This is a genomic window from Enterobacter cloacae complex sp. HYC042_NIDB (assembly GCF_056673315.1).
The window spans coordinates 1,182,154-1,199,015 of sequence record NZ_CP109650.1 but is presented as its reverse complement, the minus strand read 5'-3'; the positions used below and the strand labels follow the sequence as shown (position 1 = coordinate 1,199,015).

The following is a 16,862-nucleotide window of genomic DNA, read 5'->3' as shown; positions in this document are numbered from 1 at the left end:
TAATGAACAGGATACTGGTTGGTATCATTTTTTCTCTTTTTATCACGACGGGATATATTGCATTTCTTGTTTACGATCGTCAGCAAGAGCTGCAAAAACTGACTCACTACACTGAGTCCTGGTCCGTGGCTCAACTGGTATCAGAGTATTACCGATTTGAATCATGGCTTGGTCTATACGCAACCGATACCGATGACGTTACGATAGACCAGGCCCGCATGCGTCTCGAAATTATGCTCAGCCAGGGCGAGTTACTGAACGGGGGAGACTTAGGCCGCTATATTGAGAGCGATAAAACGCATCAAGAGATCGCTGCACGCCTGAAAGAAATACTGGCGTATCTGGACAGTAACCTGGAAAAAATGAGCCATGAAGAATTAAAAAAGTTCCTGGCAAATATGCACCTGCTCGACGCGCCGCTCAGTCAACTGTCTTCAAGCGCATTAACCAAAGATATTAACACAATTAATGAATCCAACCATAAAATACAGATCCTATATTATATTTACTCTGTACTTTCGTTACTTCTGGTGATATTAAGCTTTATTCTGGGGTTCTTAATGATCTATCAGAATAAAAATATTCTTAAAGCCCACATGCAGGTTAAAACCCTCGCTGACGAACTTCAGCGGTCAAAAGAAACGCTGCAAATACAGAATTCGAAGCTGGAATATGATGTGTATCATGACTCCCTTACCGGCATGAAAAACCGTCTGTTCTTCTGGGACGATCTCAATAAAATTACCCTTCAGGCAGATAAAAACCATACCCCTGTCACGGTGATGTTATTTGATTTAGATCGGTTCAAAGAGGTCAACGATACCTATGGCCATGACGCTGGCGATTTACTGTTGAATCAGGTATCCCGACGGCTTACCTCAATGAGTAACGCGACGGATACGTTTTACCGCCTGGGCGGTGACGAATTTGCACTTCTCTCCAGCGGCCTGACCGAGAACGCAGCGGTTTCGCGCGCCAAAGAGATCAGCGCTCACATCAGTCTGCCCTATACGATCAATAACCAGCTGATAAAAATTGCCACCTGTGTAGGTATCGTTTTATCTGATAATGAGCGGCGCTCGGATTATCTCTATAAATTTGCCGATCTGGCCCTCTACGAAGCCAAAAAAGAGGGCTCACAGCAGATAAAAGTCTTCCGTCAGTGGATGCTGCAGAAGCTGCAGGAAAGCAGAACCCTTGAGCATGATATGGCTCTCGCGATCAGCAACCATGAATTCGTTGTTTATTACCAGCCTATTGTCGATTCATTCAGCAATGAAATTTACGGCTATGAAGCGCTTATTCGCTGGATACACCCGGTAAAGGGGATTTTGTCGCCTGATTACTTTATTTCTGTTGCTGAAAAAACAGGGATGATCAATGAGATTGGCAAAAATGTGCTTGAACTTGCCTGCCGGGAGGCGGTTTCCTGGGCGGTTCCGGCCAGAATCTCGGTAAACGTCTCACCTGTTCAGCTGGGGACTAAATCATTTACTGCAATGGTTCAGTCCATCCTGAAAGAGACAGGCCTGCCGGCCAGCCGACTTGAGCTGGAAGTTACGGAGTCATCGCTCTTCAGTGACAGCAACACGCCGCTCACTATTCTCAAAAAACTCAGATCGCTGGGGGTAAAAATCTCCATTGATGATTTCGGAACGGGTTATTCCTCGCTCTCGAGGCTGAGTGAACTCAATTTTGATAAAATTAAAATTGATAAATCCTTTGTGAATCCGATATCCACCCAAGACGATGCGCTTAATATCGTTAAACTGATAACCGGCATGGCGAAGAGCCTCAATATGCGGGTCATTGCAGAAGGTGTGGAAACTGAAGCGCAGCTTGAACGGCTTCAGGCGCTGGGCTGCGATCTCGTGCAGGGCTATCTGTTCGGAAAGCCACAGGCTGAAATCGATAAAAATATAAAAAACGGTACAGTGTGATCTTACCGGGATCACACTTTTCAACCCTGGGTATACACATACAATGACCGGGTGTTATCATTCACCCCGTAAATACCTTTCAACTCAATCCGAGGCTTTGATGCTGGAGAATGTAATCATCCGATAATCAGCTCCCCGACCTTTTCAGGCCGGACTGATTATCAATGCGCCGAAATCGAATGCGGACACCGCTGTGTGTTTGCACGTTTTGCACATGATGATTAAACAGGTTTTCCAGTATGAATTTATCCCGTCAGGAACAGCGTACCTTACACGTTCTCGCCAAAGGTGGCCGTATTGTGCACGTCCGCGATACGTCCGGCCGCGTCACCGCCGTTGAATGCTACAGCCGCGAAGGGCTATTGCTCAGCGACTGCACGCTCGCCGTCTTCAAAAAGCTCAAAACCAAAAAGCTGATCAAATCCGTTAACGGTCAGCCCTACCGCATCAATACTACCGGGCTGAACAACGTCCGTGCCCAGCCTGATAATCGTTAAGGAGAGGATGATGGATATCCCACGCATATTTACTGTTAGCGAAAGCGAACACCGCATTCATAACCCCTTCACGCCAGAAAAGTACGCCACGCTCGGGCGCGTGTTACGCATGAAGCCAGGCGCGCGCCTTCTCGATCTCGGCAGCGGTTCGGGAGAGATGCTCTGCACCTGGGCACGCGATCACGGGATTACCGGTACCGGCATCGACATGAGCCCGCTCTTTACCGCGCAGGCAACGCGGCGCGCAGAGGCGCTCGGCGTCAGCGAACGCGTCCATTTTGTGCATAACGACGCGGCTGGCTACGTGGCTGATGAACAATGCGACGTGGCGGCCTGTGTTGGCGCCACATGGATTGCTGGCGGCGTTGCCGGGACGATGGACCTGCTGGCACAAAGCCTTAAGCCCGGGGGAATCATGCTCATCGGTGAACCTTACTGGCGACAGGTTCCCGCAACGGAGGAGACGGCTCGGGCTTGCGGCGTCTCCTCCACCGCAGACTTTCTCACCCTGCCCGACCTTGTCGCGTCTTTCGATCGCCAGGGCTATGACCTGGTCGAAATGGTGCTGGCAGATCAGGAAGGCTGGGACAGATACGAAGCTGCGAAATGGATGACCCTGCGCCGCTGGCTGGATCAAAACCCCGACGATGATTTTGCACAGGAGGTGCGCGCGGAGCTGACGGTAGCGCCTAAGCGCCATGTAGCTTACACAAGGGAATATATTGGCTGGGGCGTGTTTGCGTTAATTGAACGATAGGAGGGAGTGGCGGTATAGCCTTTTGGGGCTATACCGGCCTTAAGCATGAAGCGCTCAGCATTGTGAACGCTGCGCTACGCCTGGCATGAAAAAACTTCTATCATTGCTTTTTCTGTTACCGCATTCACAGGCGCTTTATGGACACCCCTTCTTTTCTCTATTTATTGCTCTTCCCGGCCAAAAAGATGATGAAAGTGGGTAAAGCCAATAATATCTATAACCGCATTCAGTCGCTAAAACGGGTCTGGGGCGATGTGGATTATGCCCATTCTTACCGCATTGCGTTACCGCAGTCCGAGGTCTTTAAGCTGGAAAAAATGCTGCATTTTCTTTTGGCCAAATATCAAACGGGCATTGATGCCGGCGACGGCTATACCGAGCTGTTTTCCATTGAGGCGCTGGAGCCCGCCATTAAGCATATTCATTACGTCATTGAGCATGGGGTCATTGATGCTCAGCTCCTTCAGGGAATCGAAAAGCCACAGCTTCGGCCCGGCAAAAGCGCGGCGCATCGCCACGCGAAAATGAAAAAGCGGTCAGATACTATGATTAACAACGTTGTCAGGGTGACGGAACAGTTCAGCAGGATAAATCGTTTACTGCTTATCTTGCTATTTAAGCAGCACCGCCTTCGTTATCAATATGACATTGAAGGTAATACCATACTGTTTCGGATAGCAGACAACCGTACTGACCAACGCGATGCTCACAAAATAATGCGCATGTTCAGCTTTTTTATTGAAGACTTCAGATACTTGGGAGGGACCAACTACTGCTCGGGGGTCTTTGGTGAAGGCACGGTCACGCAATACAACGTGGAGTTGATTTCAGGCGACCCTGACGCACATCCTCTGGTGGCCTATCTCGCCTCGCAAACAGAGCGCTTGTTTAATAAATTGCCATCGCGATCGGCGTTATTAATGGAAGATCTGCCGATACTGGAATCGAGCCGAATCCTGCGTAGGGTATTACAGAGTGATGACGAGGATTAAGTTGCTTATGCGGCGACACTTAATGCTATTCAAGGGCAAGACGACGTACTGTCATCAAGACAGATGACCTCTGGTGAATCCTGTATCGCGCTGTGGGAAGTCATGGATAATCGGTACGCCAGTTCTATCTGGTGCTAGAAATCGCCGCTGAGGGCTTCTGGTGAAGCGTAGAAGGGATTGATGGGACTGCATGCGCTGGTGTGGAAAAAGATACGCATCTATGACCGCCAGGACGGGAGAATTTCGCCAGGTGAGGGTAGACCTTCTACCCGTTGTGGTAACGTCGCCGTAGTGGCTTTGTATCTGCTGGTGAATAGAAAAATATGCTTTTATGGCGTTTAATGCTCTGGCAGAATCAAAGGCCTGAAACCTGAAGTTGTGGGGTGACCAGACAAACTCATCCAAAATCCTTGGACAAGTAAACTCACCTCAAATCCTCCCGAATGCTATCCTTCTGTTGATCAAATCGCTGTTGTATACCCCGCTTCACGCCAACGCGCCGAAAAGCAATACCTGACCAAAAAAGCCAATTTGGCGAAGAAAAGCGCTTTTCACCGAGGGCCTGGGCTGACGGCCTAGCAGCGGTCCAACAGAGGCGGGGATATTTTCAGCAGGAGAATGTAAACTGGAAGGATAAAACAACGGGACACCCACGGGGGCGGGTTATGAAAGCATTTCCTGTTGTCTTCGACCTTATTGCACGTAAAATGACCAGACACATTTTGGGAAGGAGTCTTTAATGGATATTGCGCTGCTCAACAGGGGCTGGAACAGAACATGGTCAGATACCATGGTGAATCTTGAAGCCCGGAAACTCGTCGAAACAGCAAACCGACTGTCAGCATTCTATTTGCAAGATGGTCTTACACGAATCAAGTTTGTCGAAGAGATAAAACAGGTTGTAGATAAAGAATTTGAAACAGCACGACGAGCTAAAACCGATGAAGAATGCATTGCATGCATCAAAAATCTTCGTGCTGAAACAGACAATCTGCTTGAACAAGAGCGTCTGTTAAAAACCAAGTCCGCACAGCTTTACGCGAAGGTTGAGTTTGTTAAAGAAAATAATAAAATCGTCGGATACGTGATATCAGCTATTCACATTGTGGTTTCTGGAATGGCAATTGCTGGCGGTGCGTTGATGGTCGCAACGATGACACCTTTAGGTATGCTGGCAGGGGCTATCCTTGTAACAGATGGCATTAACGGTCTGTCAAAAGAAATCATTCCCGGTATATATGGAAAACAATATAAAACAGAGGGATTTGTGGCTGATGGCACTATGGAAGCGGCCCAGTTTATGGGTTTCAAGCCTGAAACAGGACTTGCGATTTATAACGCTATTACGTTAACTGCAAATGTATATAGCATCTTTGGATTAGCCAGAAGACCCGAAGCATGGAGGCTATTTAAATGGATGCCCCGTGATTTCTATCGCAAGGTCGATACGATGAGCCGCCCAAAATTAACAATGAAAATAGTAGGTTATGGACTTAAGGCCAAAGTAATATTTGACCTGCTTTCTACTGACACATCGAACCATTAACCTCTGAATTTTCTCCAGAACCGCCAGGATTTGTAAGAAAGGACTGGCGGCTGAATAAATGCAACGATGACTATTGCGATCAGAATTGATATACCACCACCCACGACGGTTTCTTTCGCAGAAAACAACACTAAAATGATAAAAACCATCAGACATGCCGATGTTATCCATAAAACAACCCTGAATCGATTAGCCAGATCCTGAATCGCTTCCCCCAAGGTTCCGCCGTAGCTTTCAACGTTGTTTTTTATCTTCTGCAAATCCGATGGTGTAAACCCTGAACGTAACAAAGCCTCATCAGTCACTTTCATATCGTCTCGTCCCTTATCTTCCAGAAGTGTTTTCCCAATCGCTGATTGTGCAAGCAATCATACTGATGAACTTTACAGCAATCCACATGATGTTTGTGCAATGTATCAGATTTCAGACAATAGCATCCATAAAGCCCCGTTAGTGGTACAAGCAACAAGCGGAGCGTAGCGACTTCATCAGGCCAACCTAGTTGGTTTCGCTTTGCGAAAGTCACCAGTGACCAAATCAGATTGTCAGAGGGATCACACCTTATCAGGGTGCTCGTGTACCTTTCGGAGCGTGAGCGAAGCGCTGGCAGAGCCTGCATGTCGTGTGCAGGTACGTTTACCACTATTCACCTGTTTACGTGGCTCATACGGCCACACATCGGGCTTAAATGCATGTGATCAATCTGTTTTGGGAGGTTTTAGAGACGTTGGCAGCGTCATCAGCTTCGAGTTGATAGCGGTTCGTGGGGACTGTTCACGCTTTGTACCTGTTCGAGCTTTACAACTACAGGCCGCTACGTGCTAACTTCCCTGAATAGCCACTGTTAACCATAGCGGCAACTGTTGGTCATAGAATCCCTTAAAAAAAGATTGTACCTTGAGAGTGACAATCGTCTTAATTGATTGTTTTTAAAGGATTTTGTTGTGTGAGTGCGATAATAGGAACAAATATTAACAATCAACTAATTGTTTTTTATCATATTTATTAAATCTAAAAAAATACCTATACACATAGCTATACACATCGCCGTATGCGTTCAAAATTCAAACACCTACCCTCCCCACAAATAGTTTTTCTTAAGAAAACAGTACACACTGTTCACCAATCAATTTAGCTAAATTTAATCAACAAGATACGCGTTAACCCTTAGGTGATGAGTGAACGGTAAACTCTACATTTTTGAATATAAAAAAACCCGGCCTAAGCCGGGTCATTAGCAATTATTTGATTGTTGGCTCATCACACTTTGGTAGCCAGTCTGCATTACTCTCTTCTTTTAAAGTGAGGTTAGTCTGCATTCCCTGATTAGTTCGCCGCTTCTCATAATGTAGCCCGTACTCCTTCAGCATAACTGGCAGCCCTTTGCCAAACATTGTCAGGCTGAGGGTATTTTTATAGCCATTAGCCTCCATGTATATGAGATAGGCATGGTAAAGGTATGTACGTGGCTGGCGCGGGACAATATTGGCGTTCCCCATAAACATGCCGTTGGTGTCGGGTAATGCCTCAAGATACCCACAAAAATCAAATGCTGGATCAGCATCACGCTTGATGGTGAGAGCCTCATCAGAATTCTGCTGCGACTGAAGCAATGTTCTGGCGCTCATCGGATCGCTGAAACGCTGCATGAGCTGGCGAACAATCACAGCAAGCTCTTGAGCAATTTTATCTTTCAGCTGCGGATCGCGTTCTTCCGGTGCTATCTGCTCAGGAAAATGCAGAATAACTCTCCGGCGGGACACACCACCACTGCGATCAGTGAAGCGCATAGGATTATTATTTACGGCCAGGATAACCGCCGGAATATGTGTTGAATAAGCATTTTGATATTTGGGGTCCACAGATACTGCATCGCCACCGGTTATAGCCTTAAGCCCGGCGCCATCGCCGCTCCACTTCTCCTGATCAGGCAGGCGAATAAGAGAAAAACCGATCAGAGCCGCACGTTCTCGCGGGGACTCCAGAGTTTCAATTGTCGCTGAGGTGGCGTTATCCTCTCCTGCAAGCATCGTTGCAATTTCAGCAAGGATACTTTTGCCACTTCCGCCAGGGCCAGTCACTTCCAGAAAGAGCTGCCAGTCATAGCGGTTCGCCAGCACCATAAACAGCGCTGCGAGAATAATGTCGCGTTTTGCTGGCTTGCGCCCGGCTGCCCTGTCCAGCCAGCGCCAGAATGCCGGGGCATGAGTTTCAAGCGTTTCCCCATTTACCGGTGGCGTGAAATCAACTTCACACAGGGTACGCAGCCAGTTCTCTTTACAGTGCGGATTAAACAGCCCTGTTCGCGTATCGAGGACGCCATTACGAAAACCGATCAGATGACGTGCCGGATTTTGCTGCTGCGGAACAATTAACTTTAATGTTTCCACCAGTGAGGCAATTTTTCCTGAGGAAAACGGCGCACCGAGGCGCTGGAAAAGGGCTGCGACATCTCGGGCAAAATCAGACTGAGAAATCACTTTCCACGCTCCAGACTCATAGCGGGATAAAAGCTGACCGTTCGGATCAACCGCCAGTTCATCCCTGTAATGCTCCCGAACCCTCTGAGCTTTTTCGCTGACACTCATCGCTGTGAATTCTGCTTCACTCATCGTGTCGAAAGGACTGGCGTTATGTGGCTTCAAAGCCTCAAGAATTGCCTTCCGGGTGGATTCCTCTCCGTAATGGGCAAGCGCATCATTCCAGTCACCAAAAACCGGTGGCAGCACAATGTCACATTGACACGCTTTTGCAGCAGCTTCAGCCCTGTTCTGGCCTGAACCATTCAGATCGCGGTCCGCTGCAATAATTAACTGATATCCTGGATACTTGTTATGGGCAACGCTGGCCAGGGAAAGGAAGTTGACCGCCGAAAATGCCACCATGACGGCTTCTCCTGTCAGATGATGAATGGTAAGCGCCGTGGCGTAGCCTTCCGCAATCCACATCCTTCTTACTGAACTCCCGCTTCCTTCTATCAGATGATAGGCCTCCTTAACCTGACCTCCTTTAAGAAAACACTTGCTACCATTGCCACTGATAAGCTGAATATTCACCAGCTCCCCGTCAGCGTTATAGAGCGGGACGATCAAATCACCGGGGCGGAACATCACCCCACCGGTTTTATGAGCTGAAGTCAGCTCATGACAAATATGCTCCGGGAAACCTTTATGTGTAAGATAAGTGTTTCCGGCAGATTCACGCGAGGCTTGCAGCAGTCGCGCGGCAAGTGCTGCCGCTGCATCTTTCCCGCTATCGGTATCAGCGGTTAACGTCCTGACTTCGGAATTAGCTATAGACAGACCATGTGTCAGTCCATGTATCCTGTCAGCTGCTTCACTGATATCCACATTAAGTGCCCTGGTGACAAGCGCTAAACCATCTCCGGCTCCGCACTGATTGCAGAACCATGTTCCGCGTCCTTCCTGATCGTCGAAGCGAAAACGATCTTTACCGCCACAGACCGGACAAGGCTGATGGCGATTTTTCAATATATTCACGCCCAGCGCTGGCAGAATCTGAGCCCAGTGACCGCGGGCAACCTTCACGGCCTGACTGACTTTCATTCCTGACATGATGCAGTTCTCCCTCAGTGTAAAACCGGCTTTTTGATGTGACGGACGCATAACTCATCCATTACGGCCATTCCGAGCTGGGAGAGTGCGGGACAGGACATTAGAGGGCCGGATTCCATCAGGTCTGAAAGCAGGGCGCAGGCGATTTCCATGCCTTTTGTTTGCCCGTGCTGTCGCAGATAAAATCCTTCAAGCTCACGGGCAATAGCGGTTTCAATTTCATCCAGAGTGAGCTGCAGGTGGCGGTTTTGCTGATAGCAGGCACTCAACCAAGCGCAGGCTACCGCGCGGCGATACAACGCTACCCGAAGTGAAAGGGAAAGAGTGCGTGATTTCATTGCACCACCTCCATGTTCATCAGGTCATCCTGGCAACGCTGTACCACGCCATCAAGCTGCTCTGTCATCAGATAAATCAGGGAAACCAGTTGCTCACATTGAGCACCGGCAGGTTTTTCGTAGCAATCCTGAAGAACAGCCATTCCGGTGACAAACTCCCCCACGTTACGAAGATGCTTCAGGCGGACAATATCGTCATAAGAGATTGCGGCGTGATTCATTAGATCACCTCCCGGACAGGCAGGCGAGCAGCAAGGCAAAGCACATACTCATGGACCAGTGAAAGACGTGCATGATGCTCATTGCTGGCGACGATACGCAGCATACTGATACGTGGTTTACGTTCTGCACGACGAACGGCGGCAAAAACAAATATAAATTGAGGATGTGATGGGGCGAGGATCGTAGCCATAAGGGCAAACTCCAATAAGTAGCGGTTATTGCCACCACCAGAGCTGCAAATCTCATGGGTGATGGCCCGGACGGGGTTTGCAGTACCGGCCTTATTGGAAACCGGCCAGCCCGAAGGCTGCCCCGCCCGGACCACCATTATCTGACAGGAGCCACGGTGTAAGCACCACAGCCCGAAAAATAGGTGTGCCTGAGCAACGACATAAAAAAACACGCTCGACGCGTGCTGTGTCGCCAATAAGTTACACGGGCTGCAAATCCCGGCTGCCGATTTTGCGGCAGCGGAAAAACTATAACTGGAAAGGTTGCCAGGACGCAAGCCACAAAAAAAGAGATGAGACTGCAAAGCCAGATTCACGCATGGTCTCCTTGTTCGCGGGCTGCAATTCGCGCCGCCATCCATGCACTGACCTCCGACTGTACCCAGGCAACATTTTTTCCCCCCAGGGAGATCTGCTGCGGGAAGGCATCACGGCTGATAAGGTCGTAGATGGTTGAACGGGATAGCCCGCAAAGGTGCATCACTTCAGGTAATCGTATGAAGCGCTCCTGCTGAGTCGGAACCGGGAGCACCGGAGCGGCTGGTGCCGGGGTGTAAACGGAAATAGTATGCATCTCGCTACCTCTCTAATATGTTTTCAGTAGTCCGGACAATTCCATCCGGATTCAGGTAGTTCCTTATTATGTTTATATAAGCGGCTCGCGCATGCTTTATTTAATTAGAGTGAAATATTGCTTTCTCAAAAAATAAAACAGCTAAAAACCGGATAAAACGGACAAAAACAAATTATTCGTTCATGGAATATAATAAGGAGCATCAAGAATAAAAAAGTCTATTCCACCAGACAAGATCGCAACTCAAGTCTGGACCAGACCATATCATTCCGGGCGTTACATCATAAGGACGAAGACAGCACCGGAATAATAAAAGGGCCAAAAAACATCCATAAAAAACAGTTCATCATATGTATTAATTAAGTTAATGACTAAAAAAAATTACATTACCCGCATCCTTCCGCATTTATCCGGATGTGTTTAATGAGCATCGGACAGATTCATTTTTATGGATAGCTTCCTGAAATGCAACCGAGTGTAGGGAAGTTAAGCCTGAATTCGCAAGCAGACATAAGACACTTTTTATACTGTATATTGAATAGTGTTGAATACGTGTGAATATTGGTGAGGAGGAAAAATCCAGTAATAAACTGAAATAAAGATCGCGACTTATATGAAAAACAAATATAAGTTTGAATTTATCTCTGTGAACAGTCATGAACAGTGGATGACCACTTTTATTTAAACACTACACTCCTTAACTTCATGTATTTACTATACTTTTATAAAAGTGAACAGTAGTGAATAGTATGTATTAAAGGAAGGGTGAAGATAAGACATGACACCTTTCTCTGGCTAGCCAGAACAAGGTCATTGTTCAGTCACTGGCACAATCCCCATCGGTAGTGCGCTTGTATGGGCACCGGCACAATTGACACAACAACAAAACACTACCGGAGCAGCCATGACAACTGTTAACCAGATCCCTGATGCAAACATTACCCCCTCCCTCCCAACGAAAATTCGCGAAGCGGTAGAAAAAGTTAAAGCAGCAAAAGCTGTCTGGCAGGAAGAACGGCGAAAACAAACTGAAGCCGCTGCAATGACTGAAACTATCCGTAAACGTCAGGAAGATACAAAAACGGAAACGCAGGCGCTTAATGAAGAATGGCGAAACCTGTTTCGTGAGAATCAGGGGAATATGACGCCACGAATGAAAAAACTGCGGGCAGAAATCGCCCTGGGACGCGAAACGCTGGATGAGTTCGAAGATTTGCTTGCAGCTCACGCCGCAGAAAATGAATTCCTGCCCTGGAAAACTGCGGATGCTGCAAACCGCTACATTAGCGAACATAACCGGCTGATTGAAACTCATGCAGTGTGGCTCTGGAATGAGTTTATGAAAGATCACGGCCAGAAACTTATTCAGATCCTTGGATTGCTGAAAATGACTCTGGGGCGAAGCGCTTCTTCCGTTATCGGCGTAGTTCATACCGTTAACGATCCCGAAAGCGTGCTTAAGCAATTTATCAGCGAGCATCTCACCACACCGGCACTGTCCTGTAACGTATCTTCAAGGGAAGATATTGCCCTGCCAGGAATCAGCATTTATGCGGACGATAAAGCCCTCCAGGATTCCAGACAATCCCCCAGCCCTGCAGCGCGTTCCCGGATGCTTAAACAGCGTGACATGGTTAAAGGGGGCGAGAAGGAATGAATACTCCTGTAAGTCCAGCAGCATATAAGAGCATTATCGACGAAACCGGATTAACGGTGGATGCATCAATGCGTGCTAATGCATCAGCCAGTTTCACCCCGGCAAAACATAAAGTTTTCCTGGCTCGCCTCAACAGACTTAATGCAAAAGGAGGGTACTGATATGGCCCTGAAATGTCCTGAATGTGGCACGGTCGCTCATGCCAGAACCAGCGCCTATGAAGCTCCATCGGTTAAGCGCTCATGGTATCAGTGCCAGAATCTCGAATGTTCGTGCACATTTACTGCCCTTGAAAGTGTCGACACGATAATTATGAAACCCCATAAACCAGCTGCGTCGGAGCCTGAATCGAGGAGCGATTCCCTCGAGCGTCAGCCACAGACCCTGGGCCGCTACGGTTCAGCCTGCACTCTTAAAGACCGTCATGCACAATAAAATGAGGAGGAACAATGATATGGCAGAACAACACTTGACTGAAAACCAGATTCAGGCCGCAACCGGACACGTAGTAACACTCCTCGCGAGGGCAAAAAAACCACTTCAGGATGCGGATTGGCTCATGAATTTGCCTGCAAATGAAATAGCCCGCGAGACGGAAAAACTGACAAAAAGCCTTTCCTCCGACTGGCAGTCCCGAATTATCGACCTTTACCAAAAAATGCAGGCCTGGGTGGAGGCCAGACAGGCCGAAGAAGCAGCCATTGAGAACCTTCGGGCTCTGCGCCAGCATCAGACCGAAACTGAGCAGACCAGCAAAGACAATCGGGCGCAGTTCAGGGAATTGCTTAACCAGAGCGGCGGCATCGTAACGCCGAAGATGAAAGCTCTTCGGGCTGAGTATCTGGAACAACAGGAAACAGCCACAGAACTGGCCGGGCTGATTACTGAAAAAGAAGAGCAGCTGCCGGTACTGGCTCAAGCGACCGCGCGTAAGGCAAACGTCTATATAAACTTCCATCATGGCATCACTGAGGAGCGTATCGATGAGCTTTTACGAGACTTTTTTATTTTCCACGGTGCTGAATTGAGCAGCCTACTCAGGATGAAGTACAGGCAATTCGAGCGGAATAGCTCAGTGCATATACCGGGCATTATTGAAGGTACAAATGATGCAGATACGTTGTATCGTGAATTTATCCTGAATCTAATGCTGAAGTGGACGAATGAAATATTGCCGTTGAGATTCCGGGACGACGTGATGAGTCTGACCGGTTCAGCACCGGTATCAGGATCACATGAAGACAGAAAAAAAAGAAAGCTGTTCTGACCTGAACAGCTCACTTAAGCCCGGCCAGTGCCGGGTTTTTTGATGTCTGTAGCCTGAGTGCATGTCTATACTGCATGAAATCGCATGACTTTATGCACTTGCATTTTTACTTCCCAGGCCAGATAAGGCGCGGTTAAGAGCCTATCATGCAACTGCATGAAAACCACTCCATAAAGCGGGCAGGCGTGGCGGGGCTACGAGCGCGCGCTGTGGGGTTAAATGATGTCGAACGTACACATCTCAAGAAGCAGGCTGGGTCAAGACAGGAGGAAATCACGCCTCTTTGATGCGCTGTTGAAACGCAAGGCATGAGGGAGAAGAGTAGCAGGTCAGAGTAGAACAACGCGGTAGACAGCATTACAGGCTTGATGCTGTTTAGTGGGTGAATAATTTTGAAAAATTCATTGCTCAAGAGTGTAATTTACCTCTGTCAACGCGCTGAACATGCCTTGGGTAGTCGGTCAAAATACCACTTAAATCCCATTGTTTTTCCGCGTTAAAGCATGCATCCAAAAGGAGCATCGTTTTGCACGCACTTTCTAGTTCCTGTACTACCTACCAGGGCCAGTTCCAGCGGGTTGTAAGTCCACCTTTGCACAAGCATTAGAAGCGCCTTCTAAACGAGCGGGTGTGGCGGGGAGAGCATTACGCGCTGAAGCTAAGAATAAAGTTTCATGTTATTTTTATATGATAATCTGGATTTATTAGTGAGCAAAGATATTTAGAGAGAAATTCACTTTGAATTAATAATCACGTAAAAAACCAATCCTTTTGTTCTTTATGTTATCTTTTTAAAAGACCGCCACAATGAACCATAGCGGTCTATTATGACATCTAACGTTGCATTTCAGTTTCTATGAAGTTTTCCTCTGTAATAGAATTCATTATTTCAAAATACAACTCCTCCGGTTGAATAAATGCTAACTCTTTGCAAAGATTGACAATGGAGTCACTGTATATAATACCCATTCGAGGATTGAAAAGCTCAAAACTGGTGATGCCTCTTTTATTTTTTGAGTAAAAATTCAAAGTAAAATAAATGAGTATTTGCCTTAAGTCGTATACACTAAATTTCCTATCTCCAGATTTAATTTCAACAAGAATATTTGAATAACAAATATCACCATATGAATTATTTATTACACCACACCCATCAAAATTTGGAGATACTTCAACTTGATTTTTCTCACCATATCGAGAAAATATACTTTTAGCTATTTCCCTGATAGTATTGTATTCGACCATACTTAAAGGAAGTTTGAAGTTAGAACCGTAACTGAACCTCTTTAAATACTCTTTCGTCTGCTCAAAAATAGTTTGAAAATCTGCGCTATGAAATAAGCCTGGCACTGAAAGTATATTTCTATCAATTGAGCCATTTTGTATGGCTTTGTACAAGTTAAATGCACATTCATTGACAAAGACGTTATTTGCTCTGTTGGCGCTTTCATCTAGGGGAGGATAGACATCCTCAATGAGACTACCGTTAATGATACGTATAAAGTTATTAGCATTTGGAAGTAATTGATTCCAAAATGAAGTGAACTTTCTAGAGAATGTTAATTCCGAGATCATAGTGCGTCCTCAAGATTTCTTGCAGTTTGTCTTTGACCTGCCCAATCTTTATATATATTTTCTATGAAATTGAATGATTTTTTATTATGCTCTCTCCAGTGTTTGCCTTCATCTCCTAAAAAATAGCTGGAGACAATTAATAACCTTCTCTGTAACGGATGCATTCCTGCAAAGTTCTTTTTGATATCAGAAAGCCACGCATAAGAATTAATTTTTGCCATTGACTGCGTAACGATGTTTTTAACTAAGATGCTTTCTGGGTTTTTATTATAAATTTCACAAAGGATTAGAGTGGATTCTTCAGTATTTTCTTTAGAAAGCATCCGAGCTACATATGCTAAATTAAGCTCAGTGCTTAAGATATATGAATTTTCTTGAATTAGTGTATTTATTTTTTCAAGAATAATCCCTTTAGTTTCTAAGCTTAATCTTTGCCAGTTAGAATTTGCCACCTGAATTATAGTTGTAAAAATCGGATAAAGCTCGTGCAGATTATTGAACATCACTTTGAAAGCACTACTTATTATTTCATCAGACGTTGCAGAGAATGCCTTTATCAAATGCTTGCTAAAAGATTGATTTATTTTTGACTTTTGCAATTCGCTACTCAGCATAGCTAGCAAGTCGAAATCTTTCAAAGACTCCTTAATTTCCTCATATTCTTCGATTGCGTTTGCTGAATAAGGGTCAAATCTAATAGGCAAGCTCATAAATTTGGCCTTCATAGGAGACTCTTCATCTTCATCATTGCCATGCAATTTAGCTTTAGTCACTGAAAGGAACTCTTCTTTAGTAACAATGTTGGTTTTATGTTTCTGTAAAGTTAGCCCTTCATTTTCCATTAATTTTTTACTAAGTAAAGTTAAAGTCTTATGAGCATCCTCTCTTGAGTTACAAAATATAATAAAATCGTCAACATAACGCTTGTAGTTAACCCTATTCATAGACAATAGCTTATCAATGGAATCAAGGGCTAGCTCTGCTAATATTCTTGATGAAGGACACCCAACTGGTACTCCATATGATTTTGTTTCACTAAATGTCTGTAGCAATTTCTTAATTTTACCAGAGTATTTTTTATTAGGATCTATTCTGTCTAGTGCATTTTCTAAACGATGGTGATATATGCGTGGATAGAAATCTGCTATATCGCATGTAAGTACATACTTAATTTCATCTTTAGCACATTCGGCAATGCTGTCTTCTTGATATTTTCTCCATGTAATATCCTTATCAAAAAGTGAGCCCGCAGCAAGGTTTGGATTGAAACGATATGAATAAACAGACGTATTAGTAGATCTTATTTTCTCTATATCTTCAGCGATCTTCAAAACTAGACCAAGAAAAAAAGCATTCCAGAATGGATCAATTTGTGTTGCCCACCTGTAACCATAATAGCCGATGCTAGAAAAGCTATTAATCATGTTTGGTGGAACCTCTGTCCGTTTATTCTCAAAGTCATCAAATGTTTGCATTAAGGCAGTTTTTACGATTTCCTTACGGTCTTCAAATAACCGACTTTCAAATGGATATGGAAAAATATCTGTATCGCCGTGTCTAATAATATTTTCTAGCGCGAGATCGAAACAATTCTCTAGCTTACTACTATCAAATTCATTGCTCATTACCATCTCCTTGAGTTAATTATTTCTTATCCCACTATTGCAATAAGTGAGTGCATGATTATGAATA

16 protein-coding genes and 1 pseudogene are annotated in these 16,862 nt (G+C 45.8%); 9 read left to right on the top strand and 8 right to left on the bottom strand.

The genetic code is table 11. From position 1 onward, the window contains the following. Positions 1-2: 2 nt before the first annotated feature. From OKF39_RS05665 to OKF39_RS05645, 5 genes are all read left to right on the top strand, one after another. On the top strand, positions 3-1,940 hold the full coding sequence (locus OKF39_RS05665; protein ID WP_193532782.1) for a putative bifunctional diguanylate cyclase/phosphodiesterase: 1,938 nt from the start codon (positions 3-5) through the stop codon (positions 1,938-1,940). 239 nt (positions 1,941-2,179) lie between these two features. Further along, a complete protein-coding gene (locus tag OKF39_RS05660) occupies positions 2,180-2,437 on the top strand; it encodes a YjhX family toxin (RefSeq protein WP_028012097.1) in 258 nt (85 codons plus the stop codon). 10 nt (positions 2,438-2,447) lie between these two features. Beyond that, on the top strand, positions 2,448-3,194 hold the full coding sequence (locus tag OKF39_RS05655) for an SAM-dependent methyltransferase (protein ID WP_479983796.1): 747 nt from the start codon (positions 2,448-2,450) through the stop codon (positions 3,192-3,194). Positions 3,195-3,331: 137 nt separating this feature from the next. After that, complete coding sequence (locus tag OKF39_RS05650) at positions 3,332-4,186, top strand: GIY-YIG nuclease family protein (protein WP_193050748.1); 855 nt, start codon at positions 3,332-3,334, stop codon at positions 4,184-4,186. A 739-nt stretch (positions 4,187-4,925) separates the two neighbouring features. Continuing rightward, complete coding sequence (locus OKF39_RS05645; RefSeq protein WP_193357443.1) at positions 4,926-5,732, top strand: DUF4225 domain-containing protein; 807 nt, start codon at positions 4,926-4,928, stop codon at positions 5,730-5,732. Here OKF39_RS05645 and OKF39_RS05640 read toward each other — a convergent pair. The 6 genes from OKF39_RS05640 to OKF39_RS05615 all read right to left on the bottom strand — a co-directional run bounded on the left by OKF39_RS05640 (position 5,729) and on the right by OKF39_RS05615 (position 10,671). Continuing rightward, positions 5,729-6,043: a hypothetical protein gene (locus OKF39_RS05640; protein ID WP_041911130.1), complete on the bottom strand. Its 315-nt coding sequence runs from the start codon at positions 6,041-6,043 to the stop codon at positions 5,729-5,731. The genes OKF39_RS05645 and OKF39_RS05640 overlap by 4 nt on opposite strands. A 930-nt stretch (positions 6,044-6,973) precedes the next feature. Then, complete coding sequence (locus OKF39_RS05635; protein WP_479983562.1) at positions 6,974-9,307, bottom strand: primase-helicase zinc-binding domain-containing protein; 2,334 nt, start codon at positions 9,305-9,307, stop codon at positions 6,974-6,976. A 14-nt stretch (positions 9,308-9,321) separates the two neighbouring features. Beyond that, on the bottom strand, positions 9,322-9,645 hold the full coding sequence (locus OKF39_RS05630) for a DUF5375 family protein (RefSeq protein WP_074518515.1): 324 nt from the start codon (positions 9,643-9,645) through the stop codon (positions 9,322-9,324). Beyond that, positions 9,642-9,866: a hypothetical protein gene (locus OKF39_RS05625; protein ID WP_021546758.1), complete on the bottom strand. Its 225-nt coding sequence runs from the start codon at positions 9,864-9,866 to the stop codon at positions 9,642-9,644. The genes OKF39_RS05630 and OKF39_RS05625 overlap by 4 nt, the downstream gene beginning before the upstream one ends. Next, positions 9,866-10,414, bottom strand: a complete 549-nt coding sequence (locus OKF39_RS05620) for a host cell division inhibitor Icd-like protein (RefSeq protein ID WP_089722513.1) — start codon at positions 10,412-10,414, stop codon at positions 9,866-9,868. Before OKF39_RS05620 ends, OKF39_RS05625 begins: the two co-directional genes overlap by 1 nt. Beyond that, entirely contained in the window at positions 10,411-10,671 is a 261-nt protein-coding gene (locus OKF39_RS05615) for a helix-turn-helix transcriptional regulator (RefSeq protein ID WP_252062513.1), read from the bottom strand. The genes OKF39_RS05620 and OKF39_RS05615 overlap by 4 nt, the downstream gene beginning before the upstream one ends. Before the next feature lie 904 nt (positions 10,672-11,575). Here OKF39_RS05615 and OKF39_RS05610 point away from each other — a divergent pair. The 4 genes and pseudogenes from OKF39_RS05610 (at position 11,576) to OKF39_RS05595 (ending at position 13,595) form a co-directional block, all read left to right on the top strand. Beyond that, on the top strand, positions 11,576-12,328 hold the full coding sequence (locus OKF39_RS05610) for a phage polarity suppression protein (RefSeq protein ID WP_115865937.1): 753 nt from the start codon (positions 11,576-11,578) through the stop codon (positions 12,326-12,328). Further along, positions 12,325-12,489, top strand: a pseudogene (locus OKF39_RS05605) (phage polarity suppression protein); the annotation flags it as partial. The gene OKF39_RS05610 and the pseudogene OKF39_RS05605, both read left to right, overlap by 4 nt. A gap of 1 nt (position 12,490) precedes the next feature. Continuing rightward, positions 12,491-12,763 (top strand): ogr/Delta-like zinc finger family protein, encoded by a 273-nt coding sequence (locus OKF39_RS05600; RefSeq protein WP_115865936.1) that lies wholly within the window; start codon positions 12,491-12,493, stop codon positions 12,761-12,763. A gap of 19 nt (positions 12,764-12,782) precedes the next feature. Beyond that, positions 12,783-13,595, top strand: coding sequence for a hypothetical protein (locus tag OKF39_RS05595; RefSeq protein WP_115865935.1), 813 nt, complete (start codon positions 12,783-12,785; stop codon positions 13,593-13,595). Between the two features lie 834 nt (positions 13,596-14,429). Here OKF39_RS05595 and OKF39_RS05590 read toward each other — a convergent pair. Together OKF39_RS05590 and OKF39_RS05585 are read right to left on the bottom strand one after the other, a co-directional pair. Next, positions 14,430-15,170, bottom strand: a complete 741-nt coding sequence (locus OKF39_RS05590) for a hypothetical protein (protein ID WP_252062515.1) — start codon at positions 15,168-15,170, stop codon at positions 14,430-14,432. Further along, complete coding sequence (locus tag OKF39_RS05585; RefSeq protein ID WP_123894217.1) at positions 15,167-16,795, bottom strand: RNA-directed DNA polymerase; 1,629 nt, start codon at positions 16,793-16,795, stop codon at positions 15,167-15,169. Before OKF39_RS05585 ends, OKF39_RS05590 begins: the two co-directional genes overlap by 4 nt. Between the last annotated feature and the right edge of the window lie 67 nt (positions 16,796-16,862).

Bases quoted from the DNA above. Each gene is read 5' to 3' on its own strand.
- OKF39_RS05610 (WP_115865937.1), top strand. From the start codon at position 11,576: ATGACAACTGTTAACCAGATCCCTGATGCAAACATTACCCCCTCCCTC.
- OKF39_RS05600 (WP_115865936.1), top strand. From the start codon at position 12,491: ATGGCCCTGAAATGTCCTGAATGTGGCACGGTCGCTCATGCCAGAACC.
- OKF39_RS05635 (WP_479983562.1), bottom strand. From the start codon at position 9,307: ATGTCAGGAATGAAAGTCAGTCAGGCCGTGAAGGTTGCCCGCGGTCAC.
- OKF39_RS05650 (WP_193050748.1), top strand. From the start codon at position 3,332: ATGGACACCCCTTCTTTTCTCTATTTATTGCTCTTCCCGGCCAAAAAG.
- OKF39_RS05655 (WP_479983796.1), top strand. From the start codon at position 2,448: ATGGATATCCCACGCATATTTACTGTTAGCGAAAGCGAACACCGCATT.
- OKF39_RS05645 (WP_193357443.1), top strand. From the start codon at position 4,926: ATGGATATTGCGCTGCTCAACAGGGGCTGGAACAGAACATGGTCAGAT.
- OKF39_RS05615 (WP_252062513.1), bottom strand. From the start codon at position 10,671: ATGCATACTATTTCCGTTTACACCCCGGCACCAGCCGCTCCGGTGCTC.
- OKF39_RS05585 (WP_123894217.1), bottom strand. From the start codon at position 16,795: ATGAGCAATGAATTTGATAGTAGTAAGCTAGAGAATTGTTTCGATCTC.
- OKF39_RS05625 (WP_021546758.1), bottom strand. From the start codon at position 9,866: ATGAATCACGCCGCAATCTCTTATGACGATATTGTCCGCCTGAAGCAT.
- OKF39_RS05630 (WP_074518515.1), bottom strand. From the start codon at position 9,645: ATGAAATCACGCACTCTTTCCCTTTCACTTCGGGTAGCGTTGTATCGC.
- OKF39_RS05640 (WP_041911130.1), bottom strand. From the start codon at position 6,043: ATGAAAGTGACTGATGAGGCTTTGTTACGTTCAGGGTTTACACCATCG.
- OKF39_RS05660 (WP_028012097.1), top strand. From the start codon at position 2,180: ATGAATTTATCCCGTCAGGAACAGCGTACCTTACACGTTCTCGCCAAA.
- OKF39_RS05590 (WP_252062515.1), bottom strand. From the start codon at position 15,170: ATGATCTCGGAATTAACATTCTCTAGAAAGTTCACTTCATTTTGGAAT.
- OKF39_RS05665 (WP_193532782.1), top strand. From the start codon at position 3: ATGAACAGGATACTGGTTGGTATCATTTTTTCTCTTTTTATCACGACG.
- OKF39_RS05595 (WP_115865935.1), top strand. From the start codon at position 12,783: ATGGCAGAACAACACTTGACTGAAAACCAGATTCAGGCCGCAACCGGA.